This is a genomic window from Sphingomonas sp. Leaf21 (assembly GCF_916858675.1).
Lineage (GTDB): Bacteria > Pseudomonadota > Alphaproteobacteria > Sphingomonadales > Sphingomonadaceae > Sphingomonas.
Genome location: NZ_CAKASM010000024.1, coordinates 1 through 19,319, shown reverse-complemented (window position 1 = coordinate 19,319; position 19,319 = coordinate 1). Strand labels below are relative to the sequence as shown.

At 68.0% G+C, this 19,319-nt stretch carries 18 protein-coding genes and 1 pseudogene; 5 read left to right on the top strand and 14 right to left on the bottom strand.

The genetic code is table 11. The features are described 5' to 3' along the window. Nucleotides 1-7: 7 nt before the first annotated feature. The 6 genes from LRP66_RS15010 to LRP66_RS14985 are packed head-to-tail and all read right to left on the bottom strand — an operon-like array spanning nt 8 to nt 6,609. On the bottom strand, nt 8-1,345 hold the full coding sequence (locus LRP66_RS15010) for a FliI/YscN family ATPase (protein WP_230483411.1): 1,338 nt from the start codon (nt 1,343-1,345) through the stop codon (nt 8-10). After that, complete coding sequence (locus LRP66_RS15005; protein ID WP_230483410.1) at nt 1,339-2,181, bottom strand: FliH/SctL family protein; 843 nt, start codon at nt 2,179-2,181, stop codon at nt 1,339-1,341. The genes LRP66_RS15010 and LRP66_RS15005 overlap by 7 nt, the downstream gene beginning before the upstream one ends. After that, the gene (locus tag LRP66_RS15000; RefSeq protein ID WP_268992465.1) at nt 2,174-3,205 is read right to left on the bottom strand and encodes a flagellar motor switch protein FliG; all 1,032 of its coding nucleotides are present in this window, start codon (nt 3,203-3,205) and stop codon (nt 2,174-2,176) included. The genes LRP66_RS15005 and LRP66_RS15000 overlap by 8 nt, the downstream gene beginning before the upstream one ends. Further along, on the bottom strand, nt 3,202-4,953 hold the full coding sequence (gene fliF / locus LRP66_RS14995) for a flagellar basal-body MS-ring/collar protein FliF (protein ID WP_230483409.1): 1,752 nt from the start codon (nt 4,951-4,953) through the stop codon (nt 3,202-3,204). The genes LRP66_RS15000 and fliF overlap by 4 nt, the downstream gene beginning before the upstream one ends. 1 nt (nt 4,954) lies before the next feature. After that, nucleotides 4,955-5,329: a flagellar hook-basal body complex protein FliE gene (gene fliE, locus LRP66_RS14990; protein WP_443026704.1), complete on the bottom strand. Its 375-nt coding sequence runs from the start codon at nt 5,327-5,329 to the stop codon at nt 4,955-4,957. Next, the gene (locus tag LRP66_RS14985; RefSeq protein ID WP_230483408.1) at nt 5,326-6,609 is read right to left on the bottom strand and encodes a sigma-54 interaction domain-containing protein; all 1,284 of its coding nucleotides are present in this window, start codon (nt 6,607-6,609) and stop codon (nt 5,326-5,328) included. The genes fliE and LRP66_RS14985 overlap by 4 nt, the downstream gene beginning before the upstream one ends. 298 nt (nt 6,610-6,907) lie before the next feature. Between LRP66_RS14985 and LRP66_RS14980 the strand changes: the two genes are divergently transcribed. The 5 genes from LRP66_RS14980 to LRP66_RS14960 all read left to right on the top strand — a co-directional run bounded on the left by LRP66_RS14980 (nt 6,908) and on the right by LRP66_RS14960 (nt 12,442). Beyond that, on the top strand, nt 6,908-7,756 hold the full coding sequence (locus LRP66_RS14980; protein WP_230483407.1) for a flagellin N-terminal helical domain-containing protein: 849 nt from the start codon (nt 6,908-6,910) through the stop codon (nt 7,754-7,756). 309 nt (nt 7,757-8,065) lie between these two features. Beyond that, a complete protein-coding gene (locus LRP66_RS14975) occupies nt 8,066-8,920 on the top strand; it encodes a flagellin N-terminal helical domain-containing protein (protein ID WP_230483406.1) in 855 nt (284 codons plus the stop codon). A gap of 543 nt (nt 8,921-9,463) precedes the next feature. Beyond that, a complete protein-coding gene (locus LRP66_RS14970) occupies nt 9,464-10,291 on the top strand; it encodes a flagellin N-terminal helical domain-containing protein (protein WP_230483405.1) in 828 nt (275 codons plus the stop codon). Between the two features lie 251 nt (nt 10,292-10,542). After that, complete coding sequence (locus tag LRP66_RS14965) at nt 10,543-11,427, top strand: flagellin N-terminal helical domain-containing protein (RefSeq protein ID WP_230483404.1); 885 nt, start codon at nt 10,543-10,545, stop codon at nt 11,425-11,427. Nucleotides 11,428-11,605: 178 nt separating this feature from the next. Further along, on the top strand, nt 11,606-12,442 hold the full coding sequence (locus LRP66_RS14960) for a flagellin N-terminal helical domain-containing protein (protein ID WP_230483403.1): 837 nt from the start codon (nt 11,606-11,608) through the stop codon (nt 12,440-12,442). A 182-nt stretch (nt 12,443-12,624) separates the two neighbouring features. Here the strand turns inward: LRP66_RS14960 and LRP66_RS14955 are convergent, their stop codons facing one another. From LRP66_RS14955 to LRP66_RS14920, 8 genes and pseudogenes are all read right to left on the bottom strand, one after another. Next, complete coding sequence (locus LRP66_RS14955) at nt 12,625-13,854, bottom strand: ABC transporter permease (RefSeq protein ID WP_230483402.1); 1,230 nt, start codon at nt 13,852-13,854, stop codon at nt 12,625-12,627. A gap of 104 nt (nt 13,855-13,958) precedes the next feature. After that, entirely contained in the window at nt 13,959-14,768 is an 810-nt protein-coding gene (locus LRP66_RS14950; protein ID WP_230483401.1) for a sigma-70 family RNA polymerase sigma factor, read from the bottom strand. Further along, the gene (gene flhA / locus LRP66_RS14945; RefSeq protein ID WP_230483400.1) at nt 14,765-16,846 is read right to left on the bottom strand and encodes a flagellar biosynthesis protein FlhA; all 2,082 of its coding nucleotides are present in this window, start codon (nt 16,844-16,846) and stop codon (nt 14,765-14,767) included. The genes LRP66_RS14950 and flhA overlap by 4 nt, the downstream gene beginning before the upstream one ends. A 4-nt stretch (nt 16,847-16,850) precedes the next feature. Further along, the gene (locus tag LRP66_RS14940; RefSeq protein ID WP_230483399.1) at nt 16,851-17,711 is read right to left on the bottom strand and encodes a lytic transglycosylase domain-containing protein; all 861 of its coding nucleotides are present in this window, start codon (nt 17,709-17,711) and stop codon (nt 16,851-16,853) included. Nucleotides 17,712-17,943: 232 nt separating this feature from the next. Next, complete coding sequence (locus LRP66_RS14935; RefSeq protein ID WP_230483398.1) at nt 17,944-18,255, bottom strand: flagellar protein FlgN; 312 nt, start codon at nt 18,253-18,255, stop codon at nt 17,944-17,946. Beyond that, entirely contained in the window at nt 18,242-18,541 is a 300-nt protein-coding gene (flgM, locus tag LRP66_RS14930) for a flagellar biosynthesis anti-sigma factor FlgM (protein ID WP_230483397.1), read from the bottom strand. Before flgM ends, LRP66_RS14935 begins: the two co-directional genes overlap by 14 nt. Before the next feature lie 93 nt (nt 18,542-18,634). Then, nucleotides 18,635-19,138 carry a flagella basal body P-ring formation protein FlgA gene (locus tag LRP66_RS14925; protein WP_230483396.1) on the bottom strand — a complete coding sequence of 168 codons (504 nt, stop codon included), beginning with the start codon at nt 19,136-19,138 and terminating at the stop codon, nt 18,635-18,637. Further along, nucleotides 19,135-19,319, bottom strand: a pseudogene (locus tag LRP66_RS14920) (hypothetical protein); the annotation flags it as partial. The gene LRP66_RS14925 and the pseudogene LRP66_RS14920, both read right to left, overlap by 4 nt.

The window sequence follows — 19,319 nt, the reverse complement described above, 5'->3', positions numbered from 1 at the left end:
CCTTCGTTCAGGCGCCGGGTTGGCCGAACACGCCGACCAGTTCCTCGACGGCATGGTCGAGCGGTACGATCTCGTCGGCGTCCTGGCGGATATATTCCATCACCGCCGGGTGGCAGGCGATGGCGGCGTCGATCGCGGGATCGGCCCCGGCGCGATAGGCCCCCATCAGCACCAGATCGCGATTCTCCTCATAGGTCGCGAGATGGCGGCGGAGCGTTCGCGCCGCTTGCGCATGGGGCTTGCCGACGATGTCGGTCATCACCCGGCTGACCGAGGGGCCGATATCGATCGCGGGATAGACGCCCCGCTCGGCCAGGTGGCGGTTGAGCACGATATGCCCGTCGAGGATCGAACGGGCCGAGTCGACGACCGGATCATTGCCGTCGTCGCCGTCCGCCAGCACGGTATAGATGGCGGTGATCGAACCCGGCCCGTGCGCATCGGCACCCGCCCGCTCGATCAGATTGGGCAGCATCGCGATGGCGGACGGTGGATATCCGCGCGCCGAGGCGGGTTCGCCCAGCGCCAGCCCGATCTCGCGCCCGGCATGGGCGACGCGGGTCAGCGAATCCATGATGAGGAGGACCTTCTTGCCCTCGGCGCGGAACGCCTCGGCAATGGCGGTGGCGCGGAGCGCGCCGCGAATGCGCAGCACCGGCGAATGATTGGCTGGCACCGCGACCACGACCGAGCGCGCGCGCGCCTCGCCCGCGACCTTGGTCTCCAGAAAGTCGGCGACCTCGCGGCTGCGCTCGCCGATCAGGCCGATGACGATGACGTCGGCACGCGCGGCGCGGACCATCATGCCGAGCAGCACCGACTTGCCGACGCCCGAGCCCGCCATGATGCCGACCCGCTGCCCCTGGCCGATGGTCAGCAGCCCGTTGATCGCGCGCACGCCCACGTCGAGCGGCTCGCGCACCCGGCCGCGATCGAGCGGCGACTGCATCTTGCCCGCGAGCGGCCAGCGGCCCGCGCCGCGAATGGGACCAAGCCCGTCGATCGGCTTGCCCGACCCGTCGACCACCCGGCCCAGCATCGCGGCGCCGACCTCCGCCTCGCCCGGAGGGCCGAGCGGGCGCACCGGCGCGCGCGGGAGAAGCGGCGCGGGGCCGCCCAGATTCATCAGGAGTGTGCGGCCGTTGCGGAAACCGATGACCTCGGCCTCGATCCGCTCGCCGCCCGCGTCGCCGATCGCGCACACGGTGCCGACCGGCAGCGACAGGCCGACCGCTTCCATCAACAGCCCGTCATAGGAGGACAGGCGCCCCGACACCGCCGGGCGCGGCGCGAAATCCGCCTGGGCCAGCGTTTCGAGATAATCGGTCGTGAACCGGCTCAGCATGACGGGACCGGCACCTTGTCGATGACCGCCGCCAGTTGATCGAGCCACAGGCGCGGGCCGTCCTCGATGATGGTCGACGCGCTTTCCAGCACGAAGCCGCCGCGCTCGACACTGGGGTCGCCGACCGGGAAGATCGTCTGCGGCAACCGACCTTCCAGCGCCGCGACATCGTCCGGGTGGACGCGCAGCATCGCCGATTCATGCGCCTCGGCAAGCAGGTCGATCGCGCCCTCGATCCGGCTGGTCAGCCGGGCGGCGTCGATGCCGGTTTCCCCGACCAACCGGGTGACGAGCGCCATCACGGTCTGGCGGAGCTGGTTGGCCATCATCTCGCGGTCGATCCGCGAGGACAGCGCGTCGGAGATGCCGCCGACAAGCTGCGTGTCGCGGGCCTGTGCCTCGGTCATCGCCTGGAACTCGCGGGTGGCGTCCTCGACGCCCTGGGCATAGCCCTCGGCATGTGCGGTGGCGCGCGCCATCGCGATCGGATCGATCGCGGGCTCGTCACTTTCGCAGGCGGCAAAGGGATCCCAGCCTTCGGTCGGATCCTCCGCCCGGTTGGCGGGGTGGAAGTGGCGCGGCCGGGCCTGGATGTCGGCATCGGCCTGATCCGCGCCGGGCATCGGCGAACGCGCGCGGAACGAGACCGGGCCGGAGCCCATGTCGAAGCCCATGCCCGCGTCCGACCCCGTGCCCAATCCGGCACCCATGCCCGCACCCAGCCCCATGCCGGGCAGGTCGGAGCGCGCAAAGGCGCCGGGCGGTGCGAAGGCCTGTTGCAGCGCCGCCGCCGCCGCATTCTGGCGCGCGGAGAAACCGGCGACGAAGTCAGACATAATCGTCCTCCCCGCCGCCCATCATGATCGTGCCTTCCTTGGCCAGGTTGCGCGCGACCGCGATCATCGCCTTCTGCGCCTCCAGCACCTCGGACAGCTTCATCGGCCCGCGCGAGTCGATCTCGTCGCGGATGCCCGCCGCCGCACGCGCCGACATGCACGCCAGGAAGCGTTCGCGCGCCGCCTCGTCCGCGCCCTTGAGCGAGCGGATGAGCACTTCGCCATCGACGTTGCGGATGAGCGCGCCCAGATTCTTGTCGTCCATCTCCAGCAGGTTGTCGAAGATGAACAGCGCTTCTTCGATCTGCTTGGCGACGTCGCGGTCGATCTTGAACAGCTTGGGCATGACCCGCTGCTCGGTCGACTTGCGCGCGCTCGACAGGATCTTGGCCGCCTCGCGCGAGCCGCCCATGGTCAGGCCGTTGCCCGCGCCGCCGCCGCCGCCGCCGCCACCGGTCGCGCGGCGCGTCAGGATCGCGTTCAGCGTTTCGATCGCCTGCGGCGTCACCGGCCCCAGCCGCGCGACGCGGTGGAGGATGTCGGGCTGCATCGCATCGGGCAGCAGCTCGAGCACCTGGCCCGCCACGCCGGGATCGCAATTGGCGATCAGCACCGCGCCGATCTGCGGATGCTCCTTCTCGACGATCTTGGCGATGTCGCTGGCGTCGAGCCAGTCGAGCATCTCGATCTCGCACTGCGCCTCGGGCGGGACGATGCGCGACAGCACGCTGTCGGCGCGTTCGGGGCCCAGCGCCCGGTTCATCAGATTTTCGACCAGCGGCTTGGGCTGGAACGCGATCGAGGTACGGGCGCGGGCGCAGCCGACGAAATTGTCGAGCACCGCGCCGACGTCGTTCTCGCTGACATCGGCGATCGAATACATCGCCTTGCCCAGCTCGCGTACCTCGTCCGGGTCCAGCTTCTGCAGGATGGCGGCGGCTTCCTCCTCGCCGACCAGCATCATCAGCACCGCCGCGCGCTCCACCCCGCTATAGGCGCGGGCGGCCTCCGCCACCGCGGTCACGCCTGGACCTCGGGGGTGCGGATCATGTCACGGATGGCGAGCGCGGCGCGTGCCGGATTGTCGCGGGTGAAGCCGCGCACCTTGCCGATGCGGTCGTCGAGCACCGTCGACTGCTCGATCTCGTCGAGCGTGACCGGGGCCTGCACCGCGATCTGCTCGGGACGACCCTGGGTCGCCAGCGCCGGATCGCCGCCGTCCTCGGTCAGGCGGGCCGAGCCGGGCGCGCCATCGGCCGAGCCCATCGGCAGCGCCTTGGTCGCGGCATCATCCTTCTTCTTCGTCATCGCCTTGATCAGCGGACGCACGCCGAGCAGCAGGACGAGGAGCGCGATGACCAGCGCGGTCGCGTTGCGCGCCAGCACCGGCAGCCAGCTCTTGTCGTACCATGCCGGACCCTGATCGACGCTGGCGTCGGCGAACTTGCGGCTGATGACGGTCACATTGTCGTTGCGCTGCTGGTCGAAGCCGACCGCCGACTTCACCAGGTCGGAAATCTGGCCGATCTCCATCTGGGTGCGCTTGCCGGTGGCGGGATCGCGCAGCAGGACCGCGACGGTCAGCCGCTTGATCGAACCCGGCGCGGCGCGAGTCACCGAGACTTCCTTGCCCAGGTCATAGGCGCGCTGGAAGCTGTCGGACTGTTTTTCGGGGTTCACGCCCGGACCACCGGCGACCGGCTTCTGGTCGGCGGGCGGCGTGCCCGGCGCACCATTGGCGGGCTGCGGCTGTTGCAGCGTGCTGGCGGGCGGCGGGGTGTTGGACAGTGCGCCGGGGATGCCGCCGGGCGTGGTGGCCGGATCCTTCTGGTTGCCGGTCCAGTTGCCGGTCTCGGCCCGCAGCACGCCCTGCTTGTCATAGGATTCGCGGGTCGCGCTGGTTTCGTCCAGATTGACCTCGGCCTGCACCTCGGCGGTGAAATTGCCCGCGCCGACCAGCGGGGTCAGGAGCTGGACGAGCTGGGTGCGGTATTTCTCTTCCATGCGGCGCTGGAAATCGATGCGGCGATCGTCGCCATTCCCGCCCTCGGCGCCCTTTTTGGAAAGCAGGCCACCGAGCTGGTCGACGATGGTCACGTCCTCGGGCTTCATCCCCGGCACAGACGAGGCGACGAGGTTGACGATCGACTGGACCTGCGATTCGGACAGCGAGCGCCCGCCGTTGAGCTTCAACACCACCGAGGCGGAGGGCGAGGCGTGGTCGCGCACGAAGACCGACGCCTCCGGCATGGCGAGGTGCACGCGCGCCTCGGCCACCGCGTCGATCTCCTGGATCGAACGGGCGAGTTCGCTCTCGCGCGCCTGGCGAAGCCGTTCGCCCTCGACCGCGCGGCTGACGCCCATCGGCAACTGGTCGAGGATCGCGTAGCCGCCGGGCGCCTGCTTCGGGAGCCCCTGGCCCGCCAGCAGCATCCGCGCCTTGGCGTAATCCTCTTCGTTGACGGTCAGCGCGCCGGTGCCGTCGCTGATCCGGCTCTTGATGTTCGCGGTCGACAGCGCGGTCGTCACCGCCTGCTTGTCCGCGTCCGAAAGATTCTCGAACAGCGTCTTCTGCGGCGGGCTGGACAGCGCCATCCAGGCGAGCGCGGCGGCGGCGATCAGTCCGATCAGCGCGGCCATCGGCGCCGAACGGCGAACGGCGGGCTGCGCCATCACCGACTTGATCTGGCGAAGCGGGTTGGCGAACTTTTCCGGCAACGGCGGCAGCGCCGGGGCGGGATTGGTCGATGCGGGGGTGAGGGCAGTGCTCATCTTACACCGGCATGCTCATGATGTCCTTATAGGCGGACAGGAGTTTGTTACGGACCTGCAGCGTCGCTTCGAACCCGACCGATGCCTGCTGGCGCGCCATCATCACCTTGGCGATGTCGACGGTCTCGCCGCGTTCATAGGATTCGGACAGGCGGGCGGCCTGTTGCTGGCCCTCGTTCACGCCCTTCAGCGCGGTTTCCAGCGTGTCGGCGAAATTCGCCGGGGCCGCCGGGGCCTGGGTGGAGGCGGCCTGCGCGGCCTGGTTGGCACCGGCCTGGCTTGCCGCCTTGAGCGCCTGATTGCGTTCCAGGATCTGCGCACGCAGCGCCATCACCCGGTCGACGCTCATCGCGCCGCCGACACCACCGACGCTCACGCCATCATGGCCCGGCTAGACGGGCGGATGATCTCCTCGCCCTGCTCGCGCGCCTTGGCGAGGCGGTAGCGCAGCGTGCGCTCCGAGATGCCCAGGCGCTTGGCGGTCTCGACCCGGTTGCCGCCGCACGCCGACAACATGTCGCGGATCGCGGCGAACTCGCTCATCTGCACGACCTTGCCCAGCGTGGCCTCGGCCGTGGTGATGGTCAGCGGCATGTCGTCGGTGTCGTTGGCGACCATCGGGCGGTCGAACACGATATGCTCGGGCTCGATCGTCGCGCCGCCCGCGAAGAGCAGCGCGCGCTGGATGACGTTTTCCAGCTCGCGGACATTGCCCGGCCAGTTGTGCATGGCCAGCTTGTCGATCGCCGCCGCGCTCGGCCACGGCATCACGGTGCGGCTCGCGGCATGGCGCAGGATCATCGTCGCGGCGAGCGCGGGAATGTCCAGACGGCGCTCGGCCAGCGGCTTGGTGGTCAGCGGGAAGACCGACAGGCGGTAGTAGAGGTCGGCGCGGAAGCGACCGGCGGCCACCTCGGCCTGGAGGTCGCGATTGGCGCAGGCGATGACGCGGACATCGACCGACTGCGGCATCGACGCGCCGAGCGGGATCACCTCGCGCTCCTGCAACACGCGGAGCAGCTTGGCCTGGAGCTGGAGCGGCATCTCGGCGATCTCGTCGAGCAGCAGGGTGCCGCCATCGGCGGCGCGGAAAAAGCCCTCGCCCGCCTGGGCGGCGCCGGTGAAGGCGCCCTTCTGGTGACCGAAGAGCAGCGCCTCCAGCATCGATTCGGGCAGCGCGGCGCAGTTGATCGCGACGAACGGCTTGGTGGCGCGCGACGACTGCGCATGGATGGCGCGGGCCAGCACTTCCTTGCCGGTTCCGGTCGGGCCGTTGATCAGGACGGTGATGTCCGACTGCGCGACCCGCTCGGCCAGGGTGAACAGGGCCAGGCTTTCCGGATCGGCGGCGGTGGGCATCTGCGGCCCGGCGACCAGCGCGCGGACGAAGCTGTTGCCGACACCGGCCTGGCTGGCGGGATAGAGGACCGTCATCGGGCGGCCATCCTGCATCGGCAGGATCGCGGGCTCGGCGCCCTCGCCGACGACCACGGTGCGCGCCGGATGGGTGACGACGTCGTCAGGGGTCAGCAGGAACATGTCCCCCGCCTGCGGCGCGGCACCCGGTTCGGCGATCGCAAGACCCTGGGCACGCAGCGCGGAGACCAGCGCATATTTCTGCTTAATCAGGGCAGGGGAGGGAAAAATCGACGGCATCGGCTGACAAGTCCTTTCGTGACTCGCCAATGCGGCCTCTTTGGTAAAACCGCAGTTAATGCGGCAACGTCGGCGGCAAGTTTTTTCCGGGCGCACGCGGGGGCACGTGCGTAAGTGCCCGTAGGCGCGCCCATAGGGGCCCGCGCCCCCGCGAAAACGGCAAAACCGGCAAAAGCTTTAGGCGGTTTTTTGCCGGTTGGCGGCTAAACCCTGCCGAAATGCGGCCGTTCTCCGGTTCGACGGCGCGACGGTCCGAGGGGATGCAGCGATACCGTCGGGCGATTCGGAGATTATGAAAATGGCTGTTATTGCGAGCAACATCAGTGCCTTGCGGGCGACCTCGGCGTCGACGACCGCGAACAACGCGCTCAACGTGTCGATGCAGCGGCTGTCGACCGGCAAGCGGATCAACTCGGCGCGCGACGATGCGGCGGGTCTTGCCATCGCCGCCTCGATGACGGCGCAGGTGCGCGGCATGGCGCAGGGCATCCGCAACGCCAATGACGGCATCTCGCTGGCGCAGACGGCGGAAGGCGCGCTGGACGAAGTCGGCAACATGCTCCAGCGGATGCGCGAATTGAAGGTCCAGGCGTCGAACGGCACCTATGCCGCCAGCGACGTGACCAACATCAACACCGAGCAACTCGCGCTGGCGAATCAGGTCAATGCGATCGTCAGCAACACCACCTTCAACGGCAAGGCGCTGTTCGACGCCGATGCGGCGGACACGACCAAGGGCTTCGTGATCCAGACCGGCGCTACCAGCAGCGACTCGGTGCGGATCAACACCGTCAACTTCCAGTCGGGCGGTTCGTCGGCGCTGAAGGCCGTGACGGCGGGCGGCGGCGGCACGCCGACCACGACGACGGTCGCGGCGGTCACGCTCGACCAGTATGACTCGGCGATCGCCGAGGTGTCGACCGCGCGTGCGGGGCTCGGCGCGGTGCAGAACCGTCTCCAGTCGGCGGTCAACAACACGACCTCGACCATGACCAACCTGACCGAGGCGCGTAGCCGGATCGAGGATACCGACTTCTCGGTCGAAACCACCGCGCTCGCCAAGGCGCAGATCCTGTCGCAGGCGTCGACCGCGATGCTCAGCCAGGCGAACCAGTCCCAGCAGGGCGTGCTCAAGCTCCTGAGCTGATCCTGACGGCGCTACCGGCCACGGGCTTCCCCTCGGCCGTGACCGGCGAATCGACCCCGGCGTCCCCGTGACGTCGGGGTCGACCGTGTTTTGGGGTGGGTGATGCGGTAGCGTCATACCCTCCCTCGCCCCTGGCGGAGGGGAAAGGGAGGATAGACCCCAACCCGGCAAGATTTCGCCGCCCAACGGCAAAATAGTTCCGAAGATGACTTAAGTTTGCCGGTTCGATGACGTTCTCTTCATTGGCGGCTCGGTCGATCCATGAGGGGATCTGGAGGGGATCGCCGAGACTTCATCAGGGGATTATTCATGGGCGTTATTGCCAGCAATATCAGCGCACTGCGTGCGACCTCGGCCTCGACCATGGCGTCGAGCGCGCTGAACGTGTCGATGCAGCGCTTGTCGACCGGCAAGCGGATCAATTCGGCCAAGGACGATGCGGCGGGCCTCGCCATCTCGGCGTCGATGACCGCGCAGGTTCGCGGCATGGCGCAGGGTATCCGCAACGCCAATGACGGCATCTCGCTGGCGCAGACGGCGGAAGGCGCGCTCGACGAGGTCGGCAACATGCTGCAGCGGATGCGCGAACTGGCCGTGCAGGCGTCGAACGGCACCTATGCCGCAGGCGACAAGGCCAATATCGCGACCGAACAGCTCGCGCTCGCCAGCCAGATCAACAGCGTCGTCTCCAACACCAAGTTCAACGGCAAGGCGCTGTTCGATTCGACCGCGGCGACCGGGTTCGACATCTACACGGGCGCGACGGCGAGCGACAAGGTGACCGTCGCCTCGACCGACCTGACGCTGACCACCGGTACGTCGAAGCTGGTGCTGGTGACCGGCACCAATGCGGGCCCGCCCTTCACCGCGCCGACCACCACCTCGGTCGCCGGGGTGACGCTCGCGCAATATGACGACGCGATCAAGGAAGTGTCGACCACTCGCGCCAGCCTGGGCGCCGCGCAGAACCGGTTGCAGTCGGCGGTCAACAACACGACCTCGACCATGACCAACCTGTCGGAGGCGCGCAGCCGGATCGAGGATACCGACTTCTCGGTCGAAACCACCGCGCTCGCCAAGTCGCAGATCCTGTCCCAGGCGTCGACCGCGATGCTGAGCCAGGCGAACCAGTCGCAGCAGGGTGTGCTGAAGCTGCTCAGCTAAGCCCGATCGACATTCAACTATGCCTGTCCTTCCCTCTCCCCTCGTGGAGGGGAGAGGGTTGCGCAGACTTGGTCTTTGCGTAGCAAAGGCCTAGTCGGAGCTGGGTGAGGGGTGATGCGCTCGAAGAGCGCGCGAGCCGAAGGCTCGCTCAACCCCTCACCCAAGCTGCGCTAGCCAGCACGCTGGCAAGCTTCGCTAACCCTCTCCCCTGTCCAGGGGAGAGGGGAGAATACGCTGAATGTCGATCCGGCCTAAGCCCGGCAAAGCCTCGCCAAGCTTCGGCCCCGTCGTCCCCAGGGACGGCGGGGTCTTCGCGTTCTGGCGCCTTTTTCAAAAAAAGCGTTTGGTATCATTGGCTCGTGAAGATGTGCGGCCAATGCGTGGTGCGCCGACCCGGCAACGCCCACGCACGAAACCGGCAGGATTCGTCCCCCGACGGCTAAAGTTTGCCGCCGCCTTGCCGTTTTCCATCCTGACGGTTCGAGCGGTCAGGGGAAGGGTCCCAGGGCCGGATCGTCCGACCAATTTCACGGGAGCTTGATCATGACGGTTATCGCAAGCAACATCAGCGCGCTGCGCGCGACCTCGGCGTCGACCATGGCGTCGAACGCGCTCAACGTGTCGATGCAGCGCTTGTCGACCGGCAAGCGGATCAACTCCGCCAAGGACGATGCGGCGGGTCTCGCCATCGCCGCCTCGATGACCGCGCAGGTTCGCGGCATGGCGCAGGGCATCCGCAACGCCAATGACGGCATCTCGCTGGCGCAGACCGCCGAAGGCGCGCTCGACGAGGTCAACAACATGCTGCAGCGTATGCGCGAGCTGGCGGTTCAGGCGTCGAACGGCACCTATGCGGCGGGCGACAAGACCAACATCGCGACCGAGCAGGACGCGTTGCAGAAGCAGATCTCGGCGATCACCGCCAACACCAAGTTCAACGGCAAGACGCTGTTCGATGCCACCGCCGCGACCGGCTACGACATCTATACGGGTGCCGGTTCGGCGGACAAGGTGACCATCCAGTCGACCGACTTCACCGCCGCCGCATCGAAGGTGAAGGTGATCACCGACAACGCCTATACCGGCGGCACGCCCGGCGTCCCCGCGCTCAGCGATTATGACGATGCGATCGCGGAAGTGTCGACGACGCGCGCGAAGCTGGGCGCGGTGCAGAACCGTCTCCAGTCGGCGGTCAACAACACGACCTCGACCATGACCAACCTGACCGAAGCCCGCAGCCGCATCGAGGATACCGATTTCTCGGTCGAAACGACGGCACTCGCCAAGTCGCAGATCCTGAGCCAGGCGTCGACCGCGATGCTCAGCCAGGCGAACCAGTCGCAGCAGGGCGTGCTCAAGCTGCTCGGCTGATGAAGCGGGTGTTCCCTCTCCCCTCTGCGAGGGCGAGGGGAACAGGGCCCCGTCATCCGCAAGGGTGGCGGGGCCTTTCGTATGTCTGGCGGCGTGGGGAATTCCGGCACATTCCATTCGAAAACCGGCAAGATTTGTCGTCCGACGGCTAAAGTTTGCCGCTGCGCTGCCGTTTCTCCTCCTGACGGTTCGAGGGGTCAGGGGAAGGGTCCCGAGGCTGGAACGTCCCACGCATTTCACGGAGCTCGATCATGGCAGTTATCGCAAGCAACATCAGCGCGCTGCGCGCGACCTCGGCGTCGGCCATGGCGTCGAACGCGCTCAACGTGTCGATGCAGCGCCTGTCGACCGGCAAGCGGATCAACTCCGCCGCCGACGACGCCGCCGGTCTCGCCATCTCGGCGTCGATGACCGCGCAGGTTCGCGGCATGGCGCAGGGCATCCGCAACGCCAATGACGGCATCTCGATGGCGCAGACCGCTGAGGGCGCGCTCGACGAGGTCAACAACATGCTGCAGCGCATGCGCGAGCTGAAGGTCCAGTCGTCGAACGGCACCTATGCCGCCAGCGACGTCGCCAATATCCAGACCGAGCAGAAGGCGCTGAATTCGCAGATCGCCAGCATCATGACCAATACCAAGTTCAACGGTAAGGGCCTGTTCGACTCGGCGGCCGGCGCGACCGGCTTCACCATCCAGACCGGCGCGGGCACCAGCGACACGGTGACCTTCAAGTCCAAGGACTTCCAGACCGCCTATACCGCGACCAGCGCGGGCGACCCGACGCCGAGCGCGGGCAGCTACCTGACCCGCCTGACCGCGCTGGTCACCGCGGCGAATGTTACCGCCGGTACGGTCACCGATACCTCGACGCTGGGCAATTACGACGACGCGATCGCCGAGGTGTCGACCGCGCGTGCGGGGCTCGGCGCGGTGCAGAACCGGCTCCAGTCGGCGGTGAACAACACGACCTCGACCATGACCAACCTGACCGAGGCGCGCAGCCGCATCGAAGACACCGACTTCTCGGTCGAAACGACCGCGCTCGCCAAGTCGCAGATCCTGAGCCAGGCGTCGACCGCGATGCTGAGCCAGGCCAACCAGTCGCAGCAGGGGGTGCTCAAGCTCCTCGGCTAAGCCCCTGCAATGACATGAAGACCCCCGCCATTTCAGAGAGATGGCGGGGGCCTGCCGAAAAAATCGTCGCCCGCCGCACTTTTTTTCCTAAAGTGCGGCGACAGGCGGCCGTTTTCCGTGGTGGCAGCTCGACCTTCGCCTTGGGGGCGGCGGAGAGCTCCGGCTTTGGAGAACGACCATGACGGTTATCGCCACCAATATCTCGGCGCTACGCGCCTCCAGCGCGTCGACCAGCGCACAGGACGCGCTGAGCGTTTCGATGCAGCGCCTGTCGACCGGCAAGCGGATCAATTCGGCCAAGGACGACGCGGCGGGCCTCGCCATCGCCGCCTCGATGACCTCGCAGGTCCGCGGCATGAACCAGGGTATCCGCAACGCCAATGACGGCATCTCGATGGCGCAGACCGCAGAGGGCGCGCTGGACGAAGTCGCCAACATGCTTCAGCGGATGCGCGAACTGGGCGTGCAGAAGGCCAACGCCACCTATTCGGCCAGCGACGTGTCGAACCTGACCGCCGAGCAGGATGCGCTCAGCGCGCAGATCTCGACGATCCTGACCAACACCTCGTTCAACGGCCAGAAGCTGTTCGACGGCACGGCGGGCGCCTCCGGCACGGTCAAGATCCAGGCGGGTTCGGGCACCAATGACGGCATCAACATGACCTTCGGCAATCTCAAGTCGGAGTCGACGTTGACCGACCTCATCGATTTCACCGCCAGTCCGCCGGTCATGAAGTCGACCGCGACGCTCGACCAGTTCGACCTGGGCATCGGCAAGGTCGCGAACATCCGCGCCGGTCTCGGCGCGGTGCAGAACCGGCTTCAGTCGGCGGTCAACAACCTGACCTCCAACATGACCAACCTGTCCGAAGCGCGCAGCCGGATCGAGGACACCGATTATTCGGTGGAGACGACCGCGCTCGCCAAGGCGCAGATCCTGAGCCAGGCATCGACCGCGATGCTGAGCCAGGCGAACCAGTCGCAGCAGGGCGTGCTCAAGCTGCTCGGTCAGTAACACCGGTTCCTGAGCGCCCCGGCACCGCGCCCCCACTCGGGTATCGGGGCCAACCGGCCGCGCCTCGGCGCGCGGCGTGGTTTGCAGGACAAACCCCGGCGGCCTTCGGGTCGCCGGGGTTTACTCGCGTTCGGTGTCGATCGGCGGCGATCCTTTCCCCTTCTTGATGGGCGAGGGGCCTTTCATTCGCCGCGCAGCACCAGGGCGGGCGGTACGCGCGCGGCCTGCCAGGCGGGATAGAGGCTGGCCAGCACCGCCCCCGCCATCACGCAGGCTGCGATGATCGCCACCTCGTGCGGCGCGATTCCGATCGGCAGCGACAGGAAGACGTCGAGGTCGCGTTCGCGCGTCGGGGCCAGCCACAGCGCGAAGGCCGCGATCCGGTCGCGCTGGGTCAGCACGCCCGTCGCCAGCGCCAGCCCCGCGATCGTACCGACGCCCGCGATGATGCTGCCGACCGTGGTGAAAACGCGTGCGACGCTGCGCGCGGACATGCCCATGCTGCGCACCACCGCGATCTCGCGGCGCTTGGACCGGGCAAGCAGGGTCATCGAGGATAGCACGTTGAACAGCGCGATGACGGTGACCAGCCCAACGGCGATGGTCATCCCGATCTTCTCGGTCGCGAGCGCGGCGAGCAGCGCATGGTTGCTCTGCGTCCAGCTCGTGATTCGATAGCCGGGGCCGAGGCGCCGCCGGATCTCCATCGTCACCCGCGCTTCGTCGGCCGGGTCGGCCAGCGTCACCGCGACCCGGTGCGACACCGCCGCCGTGTCGTTCAGGATCGGAAGCCCCGCGACCGGCCCGATCACCAGCGGCGACTGGCCGCCATCGGCGTCGTCGTCATGATAGAGCCCGGCGACCCGCGCATCGAACAGGTCGAGCGACACCGCCTGGTCGGGCGCGACCTCGACCCGCCCCAGCGCGACCGGCATGCCGGGCAGCAGGCCGAGCTGCACAGCGGCATTCTCGCCGATGGCGATGCTGTCGGGACCACCGGGGCGGCGGCCCATCGCCATGCGTGCGAGCGAGGGATGGTGCGCCAGTCCGTCGGGATAGAGCCCCTGGAGCCGGATCGGGCTGGTCCGGCCATCGATGCTGAGCGCGGCGGTCAGCTCGCGTTGCGGTTCGGCGCGGACGATCCCGGGCAGGCGCGCGATCGCGGCGGCGACCTCCGCCTCGTCCATGATCCGGTGCGCGGTGGCGGTGATGCTGAGATGCCCGTCGACCGGCGCGACGCTGCTGGCGAGCTTGGCCGTCGCGCCGTTCATCACGGCGAGGACCAGTATCAGCGAGGCGACGCCGATCGCCACGCCGATACAGCCGATCGCCCCGACCAGCAGCACCAGCCGCCCCCCGGCACCCGGCCAGAGATAGCGTGCGACGAGGCGGCGTTCGTGACGGGCAAACATGCTCTTCCCCCGGATCAGGGGGGACGGCTTATGGCGGAACGGGGATCAAAGGAAACCGCAATTCCGTGCCCCGCCCAAGATCGGGGGCGTTCGGTCGATGTCGATCACACCTGCGCGCCGAGCGCCTTTTTCAACTTGGCATGGGCCGCGCTCTTGATCTGGCAGATGCGCGCGGCGCCGACGCCGAGGACCTGGCCGATCTCCTCGAGGTTGAGCTCCTCGACATAATAGAGCTGGATCACCATCGCCTCGCGCTCGGGCAGCGCCGAGATCGCGGCGATCAGCGCGTCGCGCAGGTCGCTTTCGGCGAGTTGCTCGAACGCGTCGGGCGTGTCGTCGGCGAACCAGGGCAGATCGTCCGAATAGACATCGTCGATCGAATCCATCCGCACCGCCTCCGCGGTCTTGTACTCGGCACGCAGGCGATCGACCGGCACGCCCAGCTTCTGTGCCACCGCCTCGTCGGTCGGGGCCTGGCCGTCGGGCTGGGTCAGCGAGGCGACGGCGCGTGTATAGTCGCGGCGACGGCGCATCGCGCCGCGAGTCGTCGTCGCCTGACGCCGCAGCTCGTCGATCATCGCGCCGCGCAGGCGCGCTTTCAGATAATGGCCGAACTCGACACCGCGTTCCTCGAACGAGGCGGCGGCCTCGACCAGTGCGACCAGCCCGACCTGGACCAGATCCTCGATCTCGACCAGGTTCGACATCGACCCGTGGACATGCCACGCGATGCGCCGGACCATCGGCAGATGCTGTCGGATCAGCGCGCTCGCGTCGCCGCCGGGCTTGCGCGGGGCGGGGCGATAGGTGAGCGGCTGGTCCGCGATCGTCGGATTGACCAGCGCGGGGTCGAAGCTCGCCGGGTTGATCGGCTGGGCGTCCATGAATGCGCCGCTGAGAGGGTGCGAGGTCATGCAGCAATCGCCTGTTGCTGGGAGTGATGGGGGGCGCCGATGACGGCGACGACTTCGACCGGCTTGTCTTCCGGTACTTCGAAGAAGGAGAGGACGGGCACGTCGGGCAGGCAGGTGCGCAACAGCTTGCGCATCGCCAGTCGCACGCCCGGCTGGACGACGAGGGCAAAGGGCTTGGCCTCGGCGATCAGCGGTTCGGCGGCCTGGGTCAGCGCGACCGTGATCCGCTGGCCCAGATCGGGTTCGATGACATGGCGGCGCGAGACGTCGGCGCGCATCGCCTGGCCCAGCAGCCCTTCGAGCTGGCCGTCCAGCGTCATGACGCGAAGCGGCTCGCGCACGCCGCACAGCTTCTGGACGATCAGCGCGCCCAGGCTGGGGCGGATCGTCTCGATGATCTCCTCGGCATCGACCGTGCGCTGCGCGGCGACCGCGACCGCGCTGGCGATACGGCGGAATTCCTTGAGCGAGATGTTCTCCGCCAGCAGGCCCTTGAGAACCTGGGTCAACGTGGTCAGCGGCAGCGGCGTCGGGCAGAGCGAGGCGGCCAGCTGCGCCGCGCGTTCCTTCAGCCCGTCGAGCAGCGCCTGCACCTCGTCGGGGCCGAGCAGTTCGGACGCGTTGGAGCCGAGGATGTGGTTCAGATGGGTCGCCATGACGGTGCCCGGATCGACCACCAGATAGCCCATGCCGGTCGCGGCATCGGCATCGCCCTTCAGGATCCAGGTGGCGGGCAGGCCGAAGGTCGGGTCCTTGACCGGCTTGCCGTTCAGCGTGCCGAAGGCCTGGCCGGTATCGAGCGCGAGCATCTCGTCGGGCGACACCTGATCCTCGGCGGCGACGACGCCGTTGATGAGGATGCGGTAGCTATAGGGTGCCAGGCTGATGTCGTCGCGGACCCGCGCCTGCGGCACGACGAAGCCCAGATCCTTGGACAATTGGCGGCGGACGCCGGTGATGCGCGCCATCAGGGGGGCGCCGCGACGCTCGTCGACCAGCGGCACCAGGCCGTAGCCGATGTCGATATGCACCTGCATCCCGTCGGTCACGTCTTCCCAGGCGATGCGCGAGGGGTCGACCGGCTCGGCGGCGGGTGCGGCGGCGGCGATGACGGGGCGCTTCTCGATCTGGCGCAGCTTCCATGCGGTGAAACCGGCGATGGCGGCGGCGGGCAGCAGGATAAGGTGCGGCATGCCGGGCAGCACGCCGAGCAGGCCCAGAATGACCGCGACCGGCAGCCAGGTCTTGGACGCGCCGAACTGCGACCCGATCTGACCCGCCAGATCCTTGTCGGACGACACGCGCGTCACGATCGCGGCGGCGGCGATGGAGAGCATCAGCGACGGCAACTGCGCGACCAGCGCGTCGCCGATGGCGAGCAGGATATAGGTCTTGGCGGCGTCGGCCACGCCCATGCCATGGCTGACCGGACCCAGGATCAGGCCGCCGATGATGTTGGCCGCCAGGATCAGCATCGCGGCGACCGCGTCGCCCTTCACGAACTTGGACGAACCGTCCATCGAACCGTAGAAATCGGCCTCGGTCGACACCTCGACGCGGCGCGCCTTGGCCTGGTCGGGCGTGATGAGACCGGCGTTCAGGTCGGCGTCGATCGCCATCTGCTTGCCGGGCAGCGCGTCCAGGGTGAAGCGCGCGGACACTTCCGACACGCGCCCTGCGCCCTTGGTCACGACGATCAGGTTGATGATCATCAGGATCGCGAAGACGAAGAGGCCGACGACATAGTCGCCGCCGATCAGGAAGGTGCCGAACGCCTCGATGACGTGGCCCGCCGCGCTCTCGCCCTCATGGCCATGGACCAGCACGATGCGGGTCGAGGCGACGTTGAGGCCCAGGCGGAACAGGGTCGCGAACAGGAGAACGGTCGGGAAGGCCGAGAAGTCGAGCGGCTTTTCCGCGTTCAGCGCGACCATCAGGACCGCCAGGCTGATCGCGATATTGGCGACGAAGAAGATGTCGAGCAGCGCCGGTGGAATCGGCACGACCATGACGAGCACCAGCAGCAGGATCGCGGCGGGGAGGGCCATGGTACGGCCGTTGGCGAGAATCTTGCCCATCCGATCAGCCCCCCATGCTCGCAAGCATCATGTACGCCAGCCGCGCATGGTCGGGCTTGGGACGCAGCACGCTGTCGCCGCCGGTCGCTCCGCCCCCCCGCAGCCCAAGCTGGTTCATCGTGCTGGTCGCCCAGGCGAGCGCGTCGCTGGCGCTTTGGTTGTTGCCGGTGACGACGGTCGCGTCGCCGTTCATCCCCTGCATCGCGAGCGCCTGCGCCGCGAACTGGAGGTTGGCGGAGCGCGTCGCGTCGCTGTCGGCCGAGCTTCCCGCGAGCTTGCCCGCGAACCGGTCGTAGATATCCGACAGCGAGCGCGGCTGGCCGTTCGCGGCGTAGAAGACCGAACGATTGGCGCGCGCGGCGGCGGGGAACATCGCGGCGCCGCTGGCCTGCGGATTGCTCGCCATCGTGCCGAGAAACTTGGTCGCGCCGCCAAGGCCCAGGAAATGCGCCATGTACAGGTCGGTGCCGTTCGCCTCGCGACCCAGCGTCGATTCGAGCGCGGCCTTGTTGTCCGAAGCGTGTTCGGCGGCCATCAGCGAGGCGGCGGTGGGATCGTTGCGAAGCCCCATCACCGCCGCGCGCGCATTGCCCGCGACATAATAGCGGCCGCCCGACTGGCCGATCGAGTCGGCGGCCCAGCCCATCCCATGCTCCGCGCCGTGCTTCTTGAGTACCGCCAGCCAGCTTTGTTCGACGAACTGATAGAGCCCCGAAGCCGAGGAGGTCCCCGCACGCGCATTGGCGTTCAGCCCGGACTCGAGCTTCGCCTGGCCGAGCAGATAGCCGAAATCGACCCCCGTGCGGCTGGACGCCAGCGCGATGGCCGATTGGACTCTGGCTTGGGAAACGGGTTGGACGGTCATGCTGTGTGGTTAAAGCCCTGGTTTGGGCTTCATTCAGCAAGGGGCGTGCCAATTCTCCGGGATCGCCTGTCGCCGCATCGGGCGGCAGGCCATCGTGCAACAAAAAAGCCCGGAAAACCGGGCTTTGCGTCACGTTGGCGGGATCGTGCCAGGTTCCGCGACGATGGTGGGATACGGCGCGGCAAGCGACTGTCCGGCAAAGCGGCAAGGGCTTGCCGCGGCAAGGCGGCAATCAGGCGAAGGCGCGCATCATCGGGCGATAGCCCGCCCCGGCATCGCCGGTCAGGGTCTGCAACCGGCGGCGGACATTGGCGGCCATCAGGTTGACATAGATGCGGCACGTCTCGTTCAGCCGGTTGGCCTCGTCGGCCAGTTCGCGCAGCTCGGGACCGGCGGGACCGGTGCCCAGCGCGGCGACCTCCTCGATCGCGGCCAGCTTTTCGGTGGTCGCGCGCTCCAGGCCTGCAACGTCATTGACCTTCAGGGCCGCGATCTCGCGGTGAAGGGCCTCGATGACCCGGATCAGGGCGTCACGCCGCGTCATTGTTGTTCCAGCTCAGCTTCAGGGCGATCATCTGGTCGGCGATGGTCGCCGGGAGGATCGGAAAATTGCCTTCGGCGATCGCCCGCTTGATCTGGGCGATGCGCTCGGCATTGACCGGGGGCTGCGAGGCCATCGCGGCGGACAGGCCGCTCAACGCGCTCGTGTCGCCGGGGGTGAGCTTCGCCGGGGCAGGACCTGCCTCGGGAGTCGCCGCCACGCGGGACGGCGCGATCCGCGCGACCCTCGTGTCTCCGGCATTCAGCCTTGAAGTCGTTATTTCCACCATGCCCGCACCTATCGGTTTCGCTGACATCCATGGAAACGACCGCTTGGTGCATTTCTTTAGGCGGAATTCCTCACCGAACCCGCAGGAATGCGTTCATTCGGTCCAGCCGGGCAGGGTGGCACGACCGCTCGACAGCGCAACCGCTTGAATCGGCTGGCGAGTAGCCTCGATCTTCACGGGAAAATGCGCGCCGGGCGCGGCGTCGGCCATCGCGATTCCGTCGCGCGTGATCGAAAATCCGTCCGATCCCGCCTCGATCGTTACCGGATCGCCGCGCCGTATCACCGGCTCCTGCCTGACCGCGACCGCAGGCACGGCGGCGGCGGCGGCGATCGCCACCGGGCGCGGCGCTGCGAGCACCGGTACGAAGATGCGCCATTGCGGGCTCGAACAGGCGATGACGACGGCATCATGCGCCTCGGTCCGCCACGACATGGCGACGGTGGGGCATTGCGCCAGCCGCAACCGCGCATCGACGGGCGCGCGCGCGCCACCCTCGATACCGACCGGGCGGCCGGTAAAGGCGGCGACCGCCGCGTCGAGCGCGGCGACATCCTGGAAACCGGCGGCACCGGCCAGCAACAGGGACAGGATCATGGGGACTTCCTTCGGGGTTCACCGGAAAAGACGAGGGAGACGACCGCGCCGCGCCGACCGGCGGCGGAGGCGGTGGACAGGGTCAGGCGGTCGGTGGCGGTCGGACCGATCAGCGCGGCGGCGGCGCGCGCGCGATCGGCGGCGAGCACCACGGGGCTGTGGGTGACGGGGTCGACATCGG